The sequence below is a fragment of the Shouchella rhizosphaerae genome, from assembly GCF_036700015.1.
GTDB lineage: Bacteria > Bacillota > Bacilli > Bacillales > Bacillaceae_D > Shouchella > Shouchella rhizosphaerae.
Map to the genome: position 1 here is coordinate 1,601,724 of NZ_CP144921.1, position 14,568 is coordinate 1,616,291.

Consider the following 14,568-nt stretch of genomic DNA (forward strand, 5'->3'; position numbering starts at 1 on the left):
AGCTTCAAGGGCTTCTGCCTTTCAGAGCAAAAAAATACAAGGATGATTGGCACATTCCTTGTATTATCCTGTTCTGACCTATTCGATTCGTTCGACTGCCAATCGGATTTCATGCTCTCCCGTTAGCTGACCTTGCAAGAAGAATTGGTAGCGCACATAAATTCTGCCCTTTTGTTTAGCTCCTGTCGGCAGCTGCACAAGCAATGTATCTGTCCGCGCTTTTGTTTCCCATGAAGCTTCAGGCGTGACATACCGTCCATACGTTTCTTCTTTTGCAAGAAAACTTTGCCGCATAATGATCGTCCCTTGCCGGATTAGCATGAGCTCGCGGCCGTCCCATTTCATCGTTGAAAATACATCCTGTTTATGGGCATGTGTTTCTTTAAAGCGCAAATACGAGGCACTCCCTTTTATATAAAGGTCGCCTTCCGTATCAAACGAGAACGCATCCGGCTGTTGCCCTTGTATAAATGTTGTAGTTTGAAAAGAGATTTTCACTTTTCGCTTCATTCATCAAAACATCCATTCTATATGATCTGCTAGCCGCACACAAATCCGCGAAGCGCGTTCTTTTTCCTATTTTACTGGGTTTAGGGACGGGGTGCAATCTGCATCTCTTGTTTCTTTATCTTTTATGCACCCAACCGAGAAGCATCTCACGCACAAACTTGCTGGCAGCAATGGCTGTTTGCTCAGTCGGATCATAAGCTGGTGCTACTTCCACGAGATCAGCGCCTACAATTTGAATGTCTGCTTGGGAGAGCAGCATTTGCGCTTCGAGCAGCTCTTTTGACGTAATCCCCCCAGCTTCGGCTGTGCCTGTGCCAGGCGCGTGTGCCGGATCCAATACATCAATGTCAATCGTAATGTAAACGGGCCGCCCTGATAGATGGGGCAGCACGTTTTTTAACGGCTCTGCCACGTCAAATTTATAGAGATGCATACCTGCTTCCTTTGCGTAAGCAAATTCCTCACGCATGCCTGAGCGGATGCCAAATGAATAAACGTTCTCGGCTCCAATTAGCTCACACGCTTTGCGAATCGGCGTAGAATGGGATAGCGCCTCGCCTTCATATTGTTCGCGCAAGTCAGCATGGGCATCAATATGGATGATCGCTAAGTCGGGATATTTCCGATACATCGCTTTAAAAATCGGCCATGACAGCAAATGTTCGCCGCCCAGGCCTAGAGGGAACTTGCCATCTGCTAAAAGGGAATCAACGTATTCCTCCACAATGTCTAGGCTTCGCGCTGCATTGCCAAATGGCAAAGGAATGTCGCCTGCATCAAAATAGTTGATTTCTTCCAAATGCTTGTCGGCATAGGGGCTGTATTCTTCAAGCCCTAAGGAAGCTTCACGGATCCGCGCCGGGCCAAAACGGGAACCTGGACGAAAGGAAACGGTCCAGTCCATCGGCATGCCGTAAATGACGGCATCTGCCTCTTCATAACTGGCGCGGCTCATAATAAACACTTTGCCTGAGTATGCCTCGTCAAATCGCATGTAAAAGCCTCCTATTTAAGTAAGTCCTGGACGAATTTCGGCAGCACAAACGCGGCACGGTGGATGTCTGGCGTATAATATTTCGTTTGGACATCATGAAAGCGCGTTGCTTCTACAGCAAGAGGATCGTGTTTTTTAGAACCGATCGTAAACGTCCACATGCCGCTTGGGTAGGTAGGAATATTGGCGGTGTACAAACGGGTAATCGGAAAGATCTCTTTTACGTCTTTGTACACATTAGACACTAGTTCCTGATGGAACCATGGGTTATCCGTTTGCGCAACAAAAATGCCATCTTCTTTTAACGCTTTGGAAATCCCTTCATAAAACCCACGCTCAAACAGTTTAGCAGCTGGTCCGACAGGCTCCGTCGAATCGACCATAATCACGTCATACTCATTTGCTGATTGGGCGATATGCATAAACCCGTCAGCGACTTTCACGTCAACACGTTCATCTTCTAAAGCACAGGCAATTGTCGGCAAATAGGTTTTCGAGTATTCAATGACCTTCCCATCAATATCGACCAACGTCGCTTTTTCAACAGAAGGATGCTTAAGAATTTCTCGGATCGCCCCGCCGTCGCCGCCACCTACTACAAGGACATGCTTCGGGTTCGGGTGCGTGAATAAAGGGACATGTGTCACCATTTCATGGTAAACAAATTCATCCTTTTCTGTCGTCATTACCATGCCGTCAAGAAGCAACATGTTGCCAAACTCTTCCGTTTCCACCATATCAAGCTGTTGGAAGTCTGTCTTCTCCGTGTGAAGCGTCCGTTTTATCTTCATCGTAATGCCAAATCGTTCTGTTTGTTTTTCTGTAAACCAAAACTCCATGCTTGTCACCTCTCATATCTCGCTAGGCATATGATTTTCCTTACGCCCAAAGCAAGTATAGCGGATGCGTTACGAATTGCAAAGACAACAAGGTTTAAAAAAACCGCTTTTTTCCCAAACTGTATACTAAACAAGTTGCCGGGGAAAGGATGAAAAGTCATGCAGACAGTTACGCGCAAAAAGCGGAAACGCTTTCGCAAAATCAGGCTTATTTGGCGGCTTTTGTTGCTTTCTCTTATCGTCATCGCGTTAGGCATTATTCTATTATTATCTTATACGCGCATGCAAGGCCCCCCACCAATTGACGCCGTGCAAACAACACAGTTTTTGGCGGCAGACGGAACGGTTATGGGGAAAGAAGAAGCCGGTCAAAACCGCTTTTCTCTCCCGCTAACAGAAATGTCACCTTATTTGTTGCAAGCAACAATCGCGATTGAAGACCGAAAGTTTTACTCCCATTACGGCTTTGACCTTAAACGAATCGGCGGAGCGCTCCTTGCCAATTTGCAATCTGGCTCAAAAGCACAAGGGGCGAGCACCATTACGCAACAATACGCACGTAACCTTTATTTGAGCCACGAAAAAACCTATATGCGGAAATGGAATGAGCTGCTTTACGCACTCCGTTTGGAGATGAATTTTTCAAAAGACGAGATTTTAGCTGGTTACTTAAACACCGTCTATTATGGGCATGGCGCCTATGGAGTTGAAGCAGCTGCACAGCATTTCTTTGGGAAATCGGCAAAAGACGTGTCATTGGCAGAAGCGGCAATGCTTGCAGGCATTCCGAAAGGACCAAGCTACTATTCGCCATTGAATGATCTCGAAAAAGCGAAAAGCAGGCAAGAGCTGATTTTGGATAGCATGGTTGGGGAAGGCATGATTGAGGAGGCAGAAGCAGACAAAGCAAAAGCGGAAAAACTGGTTTTTGCGGACGAAGCTGATAAAGAGGAAGAAGAAATCGCGCCTTATTTTCAAGACCATGTTAAAGCGCTGCTACACAATGAAGCGCAAATGGACGAAGCGGCCGTTGACACAGGTGGACTGATCATTGAGACGACGCTTGATCCCGCCTTGCAGCAACAGGCCGAAGATTTGGTCGAAAAGCATATGCCCGACAACGGGCTGCAAGTCGCCCTGATCGCCATGGACCCACGCAATGGGGAAGTAAAGGCGCTTGTCGGCGGCACAGATTACAATGAAAGTTCCTATAACCGCGCTACACAGGCCATGCGCAACCCTGGGTCGACCATTAAACCCTTTTTGTATTACGCTGCACTCGAGAACGGTTTTACGCCCGTATCGACGTTTTTAAGTGAAGCGACATCCTTTTCCTATGATGATGGCCGAGAAGACTACGCTCCGAGTAACTACAACGACATTTACGCCAATGATTTTATTACAATGCTTGAAGCCATCGCTTACTCAGACAATATTTATGCGATGAAAACGCATTTGTCTATTGGGACAGACGAACTAGTAAATGTCTCTGAAAAACTGGGACTCGGTACATTTGAAAACCGCCCTTCCCTTGCTTTAGGGGCACAACCTGTCACCGTCCTCGATATCGCCAATGCTTACGCGGCTTTAGCCGACGGAGGAAAACAACGGGAACCGGTATTCATACGCCAAGTGCGTGACGGCGAGGGAAACAAAGTCTACGAACAAAAACCGCCTGTCCGCCAAGTCCTCCGTGAAGATACAGCCTTTGTGCTGACCGACATGTTGCGCGGCGTATTTGAACCGGCGCTAAACAGCTACACATCGGTTACCGGTGCAAGCGTAGCCGCACAGCTAACGCACCCGACAGCCGGAAAATCTGGATCAACACCTCGGGACAGCTGGATGGTTGGCTATACACCACAGCTTGTTACTGCTGTGTGGGTTGGTTTTGATAAAGACAAAGACATCAATCAATCGGTTGAAGGGCAAATCTCGAAACGGATTTGGGCGGACTTTATGGAAGCAGCGATGGCCAATGAACTAAAGCTTCCGTTTAAAGAACCGCCAGGGGTTGAAGCCGTTGACATTGACCCCCACACTGGGTTGTTAACGAGCGACGCCTGTCCTAATGGCCGCACGACTTACTTTTTAGCAGGAACTGCTCCTGTAAATACTTGCGCTGAGCCAGAGGCAGCCGAAGACTTACAAGAAGAGCCAGAAACGAAAGATCCAGGCTTTTTCAAACGTTTCTTTAAATGGTTTAGCATTGAAGACGGTGACCCGAGTGATCCCTCTGGGCCAACCATTCTTGATGAAGGTGAAGAGAGTCCCGCCACTGAATAAGCGAAAAGAAGCTGCACGTTTGTGCAGCTCTGAGGTTGTCGACAAAGTCGATAACCGCCCTCAGACTGATAGAAAACGCTTGTCAGACGAGGAGTGCAGCCGAGGGAAGATGCGAATAGAACGGGGGTTCATGAGCATATGAGTGAGGTAAACGACGAAGTATGCGAGCGTTTGTCTACAGTCTGGGAGCTGCACGTTTGTGCAGCTCTCAGCTTCTATCAGTCTGAGTGAGGGCATCGACAAACGCTCGCAGCTACGACCATTTGCGCCAATCTATTTTAATGTATAGTATGTTTGGGAACCGACCTCAGTAAAACCGCATGTATGATACAACGTTAGAGCCGCTTCGTTCGTGCAAACGACATCCAGCCATACCGTTTTGCCATTCGAGACTTCACGGTGGACAATATCAGTCAGAGCTGCCCGGCCTATGCCTTGTCCTCGCTTCTCTTTTGTTAAAACAAAAGCATATATCCAACTTTCCTGATCTTGGCGGCTAATGCTGAGCTTGCCAACTGGGTGGTTGTCTTCTTCAATCATATATGTAACCCATGTAGGGTTATTATGATGAAGCGCCTTCGCTTCGTCCTTTGTCATATGGAACCCTTCTGCATCAAGTTCATAAATCCGCTCTTCATCGTTTGATACTGCCGGCCGGATGCGAATTCCTTTTTTCGTGTAAGGAATCGGAACCTCTCGGCATACGAGCTGCTTTTCCGTAAACGCGTACTCCGCTCCAACTGCCTTCATAAACGCGATGCCGCTTTCTGAATCAGTCGGGCTATTCAACAGAAATTGTTTCGTCTTTCCTTGCCAGTCAGAGGCGGCTTGATCAAGAAGCATTCGACCTATGCCGCGCCTTCTTGCAGCGGGATCGACCATACCGCAGCATTCCATTTTATTGCCAAAGAAATAAACTGCTAAATAACCAAGCAGCTCTCCTTTTTCATTATAATAAAAATAGTCTTCCGTGCCGTTTAAGGAACGCTCACCTTCTAAGAGGTCCCAATTTAATTTAAGCTTAATGCCGTCAGCTTGTTCCACTTTTTCCTGAAGGCTTTGAATCGCTTTTTTTTGCTCTGACGAGAGCATGATCATGTCACCGCCTTTTTCCTCAGTATAACATAGAACGTGACCGTTATTTTTATAACTTTTATGAATCGATTTTTGCCACCGCCAGCAAAAATTCATACAAAAAAGCAGAAACGAACATATTTTCAGCGATAAGTGCTACACTAGAACGAAAAAACATGCAAGGAGTGATTTTCTTGAGTACATACAAATCCCGTAAAGATGTACCTGAACATGAAAAATGGGACTTAACCGACCTTTATGCGGACGAACAAGCGTGGCAGGCCGATGTAGACGAGTGCTATCAGCTAGCGGACACGTTAAGTCAATTTGATGGCGCGATTCAAGACGCAAAAAGCTTGCTCGATTTCCTAGAAACACAAGAGAAGCTCTCCTTCACGTTGCGAAAAGTTTTCGCCTACACGATGTTTTTATCCGATATTGACACACGGGACGCCCATGCCCAAAAATTAAGTGCCAAAGCGACACAACTAAGCGTAAAAGTGAGTGAATCCACCTCCTTCTTCATGCCGTTTCTTTTAAGTTTAAGCGAAGAGACGCTCCGTGCTTACATTTCTGCGGAAAAGAAACTTGCCTATTTCGAGGATGAATTGTGGAAGTCATTTCGCTTTAAAAAACATGTGCTGACAAAGGAAAAAGAAGAGCTTTTGTCGCAATTAGGCGCAACCTTTCAAGCCCCTGGCGACACATACAATATGCTGAACAATGCCGATATTCAGTTTGGCGTGGTGACAGACGACAATGGCCAGCAAGTGCAACTGACAAGGGGCATGTATTCAAAGCTCATCGAAGACGAAGACCGAAACAAGCGGAAAGAAGCATACAAAGCTTACTACAAGCCGTACGTGGAATTAAACAATACGATTGCAACGACGCTGTCAGCAGAAATCAAAACAAATGTCACATTGGCGAAAGTTCGTCAATACGAATCGGCTCTCCATAAAGCTTTATTTGCCGACAACATTGAGCAAAGCGTCTATGACCAATTGATTGATGCGGCTAAAGCGAATATTGAACCGCTCCATGAATATGCGCGCCTCCGCAAACAAAAGCTCGGCCTCGATGAATTGCGGCAATATGATTTGAATGCGCCAATTGTTCCTGGTGTGAAAGCGGAAATTTCGTATGAAGAAGCGTATGAAACGATGCTGAAAGCGCTAAAGCCTCTTGGTGACGATTACATCGCCAAATTAAAAGAGTTTAAGGAAAAGCGTTACATTGATGTGCGTGAAACACCAGGAAAACGGTCTGGTGCTTACAATATGGGCGTCTACGGTGTCCATCCTTTCGTATTGCTCAACCACCATGATGACTTAAACAGCTTGTTTACACTCGTTCATGAAATGGGCCATGCCATGCACAGCTACTATTCCAGCAAATACCAACCACAAATTACGGCCAATTATCGAATTTTTGTCGCTGAAGTCGCTTCCACGGTGAATGAAGTGTTGCTAATTAACTATTTGCTGAAAGAAACAAGCGACAAGAGAATGCGCGCCTATTTACTGAACCATTTTATTGAGCAATTCCGCGGAACCTTTTTTACACAAGTCATGTTTGCTGATTTTGAAAAGCAAACGCACGAACGAGCCGAAGCAGGTGAACCGCTTAATGCAGAGAGCTTAAATGAGCTTTATGAACAGTTGTTCCGTACCTACAATGGCCCAGACATTGTGTTTGATGACGAAGTCAAATACGGCTGGTCGCGCATCCCCCATTTTTACAGGGCTTTTTACGTTTACCAGTATGCGACTGGCTTTGCTTCAGCAATCAAAATCGCCACAGCCATTTTAGACGGTGAAGAAGGCGCACTCGACGCTTATATGACCTTTTTGCAAAGCGGCAGTTCCGACGAGCCACTCGAACTGCTAAAAAAAGCAGGTGTCGACTTAACGACGCCTGAGCCAGTGCAAGCCGCGATGGCGCGCTTCTCTGCACTCGTTGAGGAACTAAAACAGCTATAAAAAAAGCAGCGGAAGGAGAGCCCTTCCGCTGCTTTTTTGTCCTAGTACTTATCGTCAGGATGTTCATCCATGTCTCTAGCGTAGCCGAAGCGAAAAAAGAGTACAAGATTTTTGGCAACTTGTTCATTAGTTGTTCACATTTTCGCTTGATTCAAGGGCGGCATGAAGTTCCTGCGAAGAATGGTTCCACATTTCTTCATTATGGTTTTTCAAAAACGCCTTTAGCACTTGGCGTGACGAATCATCCATTTGGCTGACAACCAATTTGCCTTTTAACGATTTATCCATATGGTTCACATGTTCCGGCATGCTCTTGTATCCCCGTTTCGCCTGCTTGTTGACTGTCATGTAACAGGCTGCAACTCCACTATAGTATGGTTTTTTATCCTTGGTGTCGATTGTGACCCACACAAGCCAATACCGTTTTAGCCCTTCTTTTGGCACCGCCTCTTCGTCAGCGATAAATTTCACACGCTTCTCAACTGCCGAGCGGGCATGGAGGGCACCCATATCCACAAACGCTTCTTTCTCTTCAATATCAATAAATAGCGGCGTCACATTGTCGAGATTGATGACCCCAGCGCCATAACCACCGTGTCCGTCTGTTGAATCATTGCTTAATATCGTAAAACTGGAAGACTTTTTCTTCGCTTTCTTTAAGTTATCATTATTGAGCAAATCCACGTTTTATCGGCCCTCCCAAATTTCATTTTAGCTAAACACTAGTGTATCATAAAACGCCACGCCCATTCATCCTCTCTGCCTTTGGAGAAAAAGTGGCGGCCTCCTCGCCGTTGCCCTCTTCAACACAGACAAGCGAATTTCGTCGTTTTTTGGCAAAAGCAGCCTCTATTATAAAATTTTTATAAAATATGAAAATAAGTCGTGACATTAAGCGATCATGTTTATATAATTCATATGCACGGATAAAAATGACAATTGAATATGGGAGGAACAAAATGAAGAAGTCGTTATTTACAGCAATTTTCACTCTACTCTTTCTTTTTTCCGCTCCAGCGGCCAGCCTTGCCCATGGATTTGACAATGAGGAGTTTACAGCTTATTTAGAAGATGTTGGCGTCAGCGAAAAAGATTTAGCCGAACACTTGATGTATTGGTGGGATGGCACGACTTTTTATGATTTCGCCGACGTTAGTGAGCTCGCTGAATTTCTCGGCCCACGCCTAACAGATGACGGCGTAAATGAAATCGCTGCTGAATTTGACCTTACTCGCCAAGAGTTGGACGAGCTTCTTGAAGAATGGCTCGGCCTGCCTCCAAGCGACTTATTGTTTTACAACACGTTTTACATGGTTGTCCATGTCATTATCACATTAGAAGATGAATGGGGCAACGAACCATATTACCCTGATTTCTCAGGATTTTTGTCAGAGTTTTCTTTAAGTGATGAAGAAGAGTGGGCACTTTATGAGCATTTTTGGTATATTCAGGAAACCAATCCGAACTTATCCGCCGAACTCGATGACTTGAAACAACGTGCGTACGCCTTTGACGGCTTTGAATCAATTCGCGAACTGTCGGCTGCCGATGTTGCTGAACTGTTCGCTATTGGCGAAAAAGCAATATCTGTTCTTGACCTTCATCCAAAGTATTACCTTGACCGGGTTGGCGAAGATCCAAAGCCAATTAGCTATAAAGAGCTAATGAGCGGCAATGCGATTAAAGGGTACGACTTATTGGTCGAGCTATACGATGCGGATGGATCATTCTTGGCCGATTTTTATATTACCGCAGAAATGTTCAATTCTCATTTTGTCAAAAAAATCGTTGATGACGTCACTCAAATTGATAAAGGACTAAAAGATAAGCCAAAAAAACCATCATTGGAGTCGGCGCTTCCTGGCAAAGATGAGGCTCCTCTTCCGGCAAAAGCTGGAAACGACGCCAATCATAACGACGGCGGCAAAAAAGCGGAACGTGATGAGAACGGCAAAGTGACAAAAACAGCAAATGGTGCCAAAATGCCAAAAACAGCGACAAACTATCCCCTTTATATGCTGATCGGCATCGGAATGTCCCTTGCTGGTGTCCTTATCTTCCGCCGCCTCCTTCGTGAGAAGAAGGTCGCTTAAAAGTGGCTCTTCGTAAATCAAATGGAAAGCAGGGCCGTTTCAAAAAAACAGCTCTGCTTTTCGTCGCCGCCGCCTTTATTGCTTTCGGACTTTGGTTGACAACAACGACAGGCTTTAAGCTGGCGTACGGTTACTTTCTCTATAAAATCGGGGCGCACAGTGAAACGGAAACGGTCGCTGCCCCAGTTGAGGAGGCACCAGAAGCGATACCGGCCTACGAGAACGATCTCCAGGACGTTGCCAGCTGGCAGCCAGAAATAGGCGAAGAAATGGGGACATTAACGATCCCAAAAATCGATGCGACCCTTCCGATTATTCACGGGACAAATGAAGATGAACTGGATAAAGGCGTCGGCCACTTTGCCGACAGTGTTCTTCCTGGAGAAAAGGACAACTCCGTTTTATCTGGACACCGTGATACCGTGTTCCGCAAACTAGGAGAAGTTGGCGAAGGGGATGAACTCATTGTCGAAACACGAAGTGGCGTCTACACGTATAAGGTGCATACGGTACGGATCGTCGATGAAGATGACCGCACCGTCATTGTTCCGACGGAAGAAGCACAGCTGACGGTGATCACTTGTTATCCATTCGATTTTATTGGCGCTGCCCCGGATCGTTATGTGCTTGTCGCTGATTTAATCGATGAAGATGTTTATGAAACACTCGCTCTTTTTCCTAAATGATCAAAACAGCCCCTTTCTTTTGGTATACTGAATGTATTCTCGAAAAGAAAGGGGCTTTTTTATGCCAATTGTCACCGTTCAACTGCTTGAAGGCCGTACAGATGAACAAAAACGCGCATTAGTTGAAAAAGTAACAGATGCCGTTAGTGAAACAACAGGCGCACCAAAAGAACGTGTTTCCATCATCATTAGCGAAATGAAACCAAACGACTACGGAGTTGCTGGAAAACGGCCAAGCGATCAACACGAACAATAAGAATGGGCGCCTTTTCCTACAATTGAGGCGCTTGTCTCCAATTGAAGACAAGCGCAGTCTCATATACTTTTGAGAGAAGGCCATCGCTTTGTTAAAAATCAACACGAAAAAAGCCATGCAATCAAGACGCATGGCCGACGGGCTGTATCATCGGATTACAGTCCGTTTTTGTCATGGCCTGCATGCTGCATCCGCTCGTGTTTACGGTGGAGGCGTGCGGCAATGAACCAATTTATAGAAATAAAGGCGATTACACAAGCGCCGATCAACGGATAATGGAGTATCAAAATGAGAAGCAACGGAATCCCAGCCGCAAATAAAAGGAGCATGAGAATAAAGCTGAGCACGAGTGGTTCCACCCTTCTTTCCTTGAATTCCTTTCACTTTTCTAGTGTAGCGCTAAGCCGGCGCCATATCTACAAAATCCTTGTCAAACAACATGTAAAATCTATGAGCGATTCTATTTAAGCACTGGCTACAACTTGGGCCAGTTTTTGCAAGTATGTATGGGCTTCATCAAAATCATCATCGCTATAATTTTGCTTTTTTTTGAGCTGACGTATTTTCTCACGCCTTGCCCCTTCTTCTAAATCGCTAAAATAAAGGATGGTAGACAATAGCTCTAAGAAACGAGCTGATTGGCTGTTCAACGATTGGCACAAGTCCTTGTAGCCGACAACAGGGGGATGGTACATTTCTAAAAACGCTTGCCCTTGTGGCGAAAGCGTATAGCGATATTGTGAATAATGGCCTTTGTCTTCTTCGCTCTCGATTAAAAAACCAAGGTTGCATAACTCTTCTAATCGCACTGTCAGCTCGTCCGAATAAGGGCCATACCGGTGAAAGTGGTAACGCTCATTAAATGGATAGCCCATTTGTTTTGCGATGTAGACCATCTTTTGCAATTTCTTTCTGCCGACAATTTCACCTGACATCGCAAACAGCGTCAGAACATTTAAATGGTCACGCAGCACGGCAGTCTTCCTCCTTTATGTAGTCGTAAGTAATGATTGAATGCTGTCCCGGATTTTCTGATCGATACGTGTATCCGTTAATACGTCTGCTGGGTAATAAAGTTTATGATCGGTTCGTTTCTTCCCGGATATCGCTTCGACAACATCCGAGTGTGTCGATAACTCTTTTAGGGAACCGTCTGGCATTAATAAATGAATGGGCAACCGCTCTTCCTCCCCTGGACGATATACATCGTAAGGCAAATCAGAAGACGAGTCCATGACAAGATAATAACTTGGATCAACCCCAGCTTTCGCAAACAAAGCCTCAAGTTTTGGCCAGTCTTTCATCCGCTCGTTCGGATGAAATTCGATGTACTGGAATAAGCGCCGATTTAAAAAACGATTGCACAAATCTTTCAAGATGGGGTCATCTTCTTCCTGCCAACTTTGAAAATAATAATGGACAATCGATTCATCAAGACGCAAATAATCCTCTAACGTAATCTCACCTGCAAACAAGGATAAAAAATGGAGCGGTTTTTGCTTGAAGTCATAGCCACGTTCTTGCAAATCTTTCACGCGCATTAAAATTTTGCTGAGAATGACTTCTGAGCTTCGCGTCACTGGGTGGAAGTACACTTGCCAATACATTTGGTATCGGCTCATAATATAATCTTCAACAGCATGCATGCCACTTGCTTTAATCACGACTTCATCATTTTTTGGTCGCATGACACGCAAGATTCGCTCCAAGTCAAACTGGCCGTAGCTGACTCCTGTGTAATAGGCGTCTCGCAACAAATAATCCATCCGATCAGCATCAATTTGGCTTGAGATCATACTAGACACTAATTTATTGGTTGACGTTTTTTCAATTATATCGGCAACAGCTTGAGGAAAACAACGATCCATTTTCCGTAAAATCCGATTGACTTCTGTATCGCCTAAAATGATTCGCCTAGTCCACTCCTCATGGTCTGTGTGAAACACTTTCTCAAACGAATGGGAAAAAGGCCCATGGCCAATATCATGCAGAAGGGCAACCGCCAACGCAAGAAGCCTATCATCTTCATTCCAATCAGCCTTGCCAGAAAAAATCTCCGTCATGCGCCGCGTAATCTCATACACTCCAAGCGAGTGGTTGAAACGTGAATGCTCCGCGCCGTGAAAAGTGAATGACGTCGTCCCCAGTTGCCTAATTCGCCTCAATCGCTGAAACTCTTTTGTGCCAATCAACTCCCAAATCAACCCATCCCGTACATGAATATAGCGATGGACCGGATCTTTGAAGACTTTTTCTTCATGAAGGGTCGTAAACATTCTTTCTCCCCCTTTCTATTGATTATCCTGTCCTTATTATAAATGGCGTTTTCTTAAAAACAAAGAGCCAGCGAGTTTTAGCTGGCTCTTTCAGACTAATTATTGTGATCGCATCTTTAGGAGACTTCTGTCACATTCTCATCTATAGCACCGCGTTTCTTTTCTCCACGGTCGACAATGACTGCAAGTACAGCATCACCGGTAATATTGACGGAAGTGCGCAGCATATCAAGAATACGGTCGACGCCAATAATAAGCGCTATGCCGTCAGTAGGCAAACCGACGGAAGTAAGCACCATCGCAAGCATAATCATGCCAACACCAGGAACCCCTGCTGTGCCAATGCTTGCTAGTGTCGCTGTCAAGACGATAATAAGCATGTCAGTCAGCGACAAGTCGACGACATACACTTGGGCAATAAAAACGGTTGCAACAGCCTGCATGATCCCCGTACCATCCATGTTGATGGTGGCGCCAAGCGGCTGCACAAAGCCAGACACTTGTTTAGAGACGCCTAAGTTTTCTTGCGCGGATTTCATTGACAGCGGCAGAACGCCATTTGAACTGGATAAACTGAACGCCATAGTCATTGCGGGCATAAAACCTTTAAAGAACTTCAACGGACTCATTTTTCCTAGGAAATAAACAATCAACCCGTACACAACAAATAAATGGAAAAACAGCACACCGGCAACAGTCAGCATATAAGAAGCCAATGATCCAACAGCAGCCCATCCGGCCTCGCCGAGAGCGGAGGCAATTAACGCAAAAGCTCCATAAGGAGCAAATTTCATTACAAACGTAACGATCTGCATCATAATGTCGTTTGCTTGCTTAAAAAACGATTTTACTGTGCTCACTTTATCTCCTAGCACAGCCATTGCAATCCCGACAAAAATCGCAAACGCGATAATTTGCAGCATCTCCATTTCTGACATGGAAGCCACTGGATTGCTCGGAATGATGTTAACGAGTGTGTCCATAATCGGCACTGCTTCAGATGGCTCGTACTCTTCAGCTATGTCTTCCCCAAGCAATCCAGGATCACCTGGCTGGATAACCGAAGCTGCAGCAAGTGCAATCGTTAAGGAAATAACAGAAGTGACCATAAAGAAAATAATCGTCTTGACACCCATACGGCCAAGTTGCTTCGGGTCGCCTAAATCGGAAACCCCGACAACAAGCGAGAAAAACACAAGGGGCACAACGACCATCATAATCATATTTAAAAAGACGCTTCCTACAGGATCAAACACATACTGGTTTAGCCATTCAAAGGTGCCTTGATGGATCGTAGGCAATACCAACCCAACAATCACCCCGATGCCCAGGGCAATTAAGATCTTTTTTGTCAAATTATTCATGAAATACCCCCAAACACATCAACTATAATCTTTACGTACCCCAGCATGAACAAAAAATAACGATTTTATTAAAAATTGTCGGTTTTGACCGGTAATATCGCCTTTCTCCCTGAGAAAGAAAAAAATAAATCATCCGCTTTTGGGTTATGATTTTTCAGAACATAGCCATAATGATGGCCCTTGAAAACCGCTTCATACTGGAGCAAAA

At 45.3% G+C, this 14,568-nt stretch carries 14 protein-coding genes; 5 read left to right on the forward strand and 9 right to left on the reverse strand.

Annotated elements, in window-relative coordinates; genetic code table 11:
- Window positions 1–78: 78 nt before the first annotated feature.
- The 3 genes from V5G21_RS08050 to speE all read right to left on the reverse strand — a co-directional run bounded on the left by V5G21_RS08050 (window position 79) and on the right by speE (window position 2,343).
- Window positions 79–510, reverse strand: coding sequence for a DUF1934 domain-containing protein (locus V5G21_RS08050; protein WP_011248730.1), 432 nt, complete (start codon window positions 508–510; stop codon window positions 79–81).
- A gap of 115 nt (window positions 511–625) precedes the next feature.
- Window positions 626–1,504, reverse strand: coding sequence for an agmatinase (speB, locus tag V5G21_RS08055; RefSeq protein ID WP_011248731.1), 879 nt, complete (start codon window positions 1,502–1,504; stop codon window positions 626–628).
- Between the two features lie 11 nt (window positions 1,505–1,515).
- Window positions 1,516–2,343 (reverse strand): spermidine synthase, encoded by an 828-nt coding sequence (speE, locus tag V5G21_RS08060; protein ID WP_011248732.1) that lies wholly within the window; start codon window positions 2,341–2,343, stop codon window positions 1,516–1,518.
- Between the two features lie 159 nt (window positions 2,344–2,502).
- Here speE and V5G21_RS08065 point away from each other — a divergent pair, with 159 nt between their 5' ends.
- On the forward strand, window positions 2,503–4,629 hold the full coding sequence (locus V5G21_RS08065; RefSeq protein WP_011248733.1) for a transglycosylase domain-containing protein: 2,127 nt from the start codon (window positions 2,503–2,505) through the stop codon (window positions 4,627–4,629).
- Between the two features lie 273 nt (window positions 4,630–4,902).
- Here the strand turns inward: V5G21_RS08065 and V5G21_RS08070 are convergent, their stop codons facing one another.
- The gene (locus V5G21_RS08070; protein ID WP_011248734.1) at window positions 4,903–5,727 is read right to left on the reverse strand and encodes a GNAT family N-acetyltransferase; all 825 of its coding nucleotides are present in this window, start codon (window positions 5,725–5,727) and stop codon (window positions 4,903–4,905) included.
- Between the two features lie 170 nt (window positions 5,728–5,897).
- Between V5G21_RS08070 and pepF the strand changes: the two genes are divergently transcribed.
- Window positions 5,898–7,685, forward strand: a complete 1,788-nt coding sequence (gene pepF, locus V5G21_RS08075; protein ID WP_095236336.1) for an oligoendopeptidase F — start codon at window positions 5,898–5,900, stop codon at window positions 7,683–7,685.
- A gap of 126 nt (window positions 7,686–7,811) precedes the next feature.
- Here pepF and V5G21_RS08080 read toward each other — a convergent pair whose 3' ends face one another.
- Window positions 7,812–8,369 (reverse strand): YwhD family protein, encoded by a 558-nt coding sequence (locus V5G21_RS08080; protein WP_035205874.1) that lies wholly within the window; start codon window positions 8,367–8,369, stop codon window positions 7,812–7,814.
- 275 nt (window positions 8,370–8,644) lie between these two features.
- Here V5G21_RS08080 and V5G21_RS08085 point away from each other — a divergent pair, with 275 nt between their 5' ends.
- From V5G21_RS08085 to V5G21_RS08095, 3 genes are all read left to right on the forward strand, one after another.
- Window positions 8,645–9,778 (forward strand): processed acidic surface protein, encoded by a 1,134-nt coding sequence (locus V5G21_RS08085; RefSeq protein ID WP_338465456.1) that lies wholly within the window; start codon window positions 8,645–8,647, stop codon window positions 9,776–9,778.
- A 2-nt stretch (window positions 9,779–9,780) separates the two neighbouring features.
- Window positions 9,781–10,464, forward strand: a complete 684-nt coding sequence (locus V5G21_RS08090; protein WP_011248738.1) for a class D sortase — start codon at window positions 9,781–9,783, stop codon at window positions 10,462–10,464.
- Window positions 10,465–10,525: 61 nt separating this feature from the next.
- Window positions 10,526–10,720 (forward strand): 2-hydroxymuconate tautomerase, encoded by a 195-nt coding sequence (locus V5G21_RS08095; RefSeq protein WP_011248739.1) that lies wholly within the window; start codon window positions 10,526–10,528, stop codon window positions 10,718–10,720.
- Window positions 10,721–10,875: 155 nt separating this feature from the next.
- On the opposite strand, the gene V5G21_RS08100 is transcribed toward V5G21_RS08095, so the two are convergent.
- From V5G21_RS08100 to V5G21_RS08115, 4 genes are all read right to left on the reverse strand, one after another.
- Window positions 10,876–11,067, reverse strand: a complete 192-nt coding sequence (locus tag V5G21_RS08100) for a hypothetical protein (RefSeq protein ID WP_041824195.1) — start codon at window positions 11,065–11,067, stop codon at window positions 10,876–10,878.
- A gap of 117 nt (window positions 11,068–11,184) precedes the next feature.
- Window positions 11,185–11,694 carry a YwgA family protein gene (locus V5G21_RS08105; RefSeq protein WP_011248740.1) on the reverse strand — a complete coding sequence of 170 codons (510 nt, stop codon included), beginning with the start codon at window positions 11,692–11,694 and terminating at the stop codon, window positions 11,185–11,187.
- Between the two features lie 15 nt (window positions 11,695–11,709).
- Window positions 11,710–12,996: an HD domain-containing protein gene (locus V5G21_RS08110; protein WP_095254587.1), complete on the reverse strand. Its 1,287-nt coding sequence runs from the start codon at window positions 12,994–12,996 to the stop codon at window positions 11,710–11,712.
- A 116-nt stretch (window positions 12,997–13,112) separates the two neighbouring features.
- A complete protein-coding gene (locus tag V5G21_RS08115; RefSeq protein WP_011248742.1) occupies window positions 13,113–14,360 on the reverse strand; it encodes a dicarboxylate/amino acid:cation symporter in 1,248 nt (415 codons plus the stop codon).
- Between the last annotated feature and the right edge of the window lie 208 nt (window positions 14,361–14,568).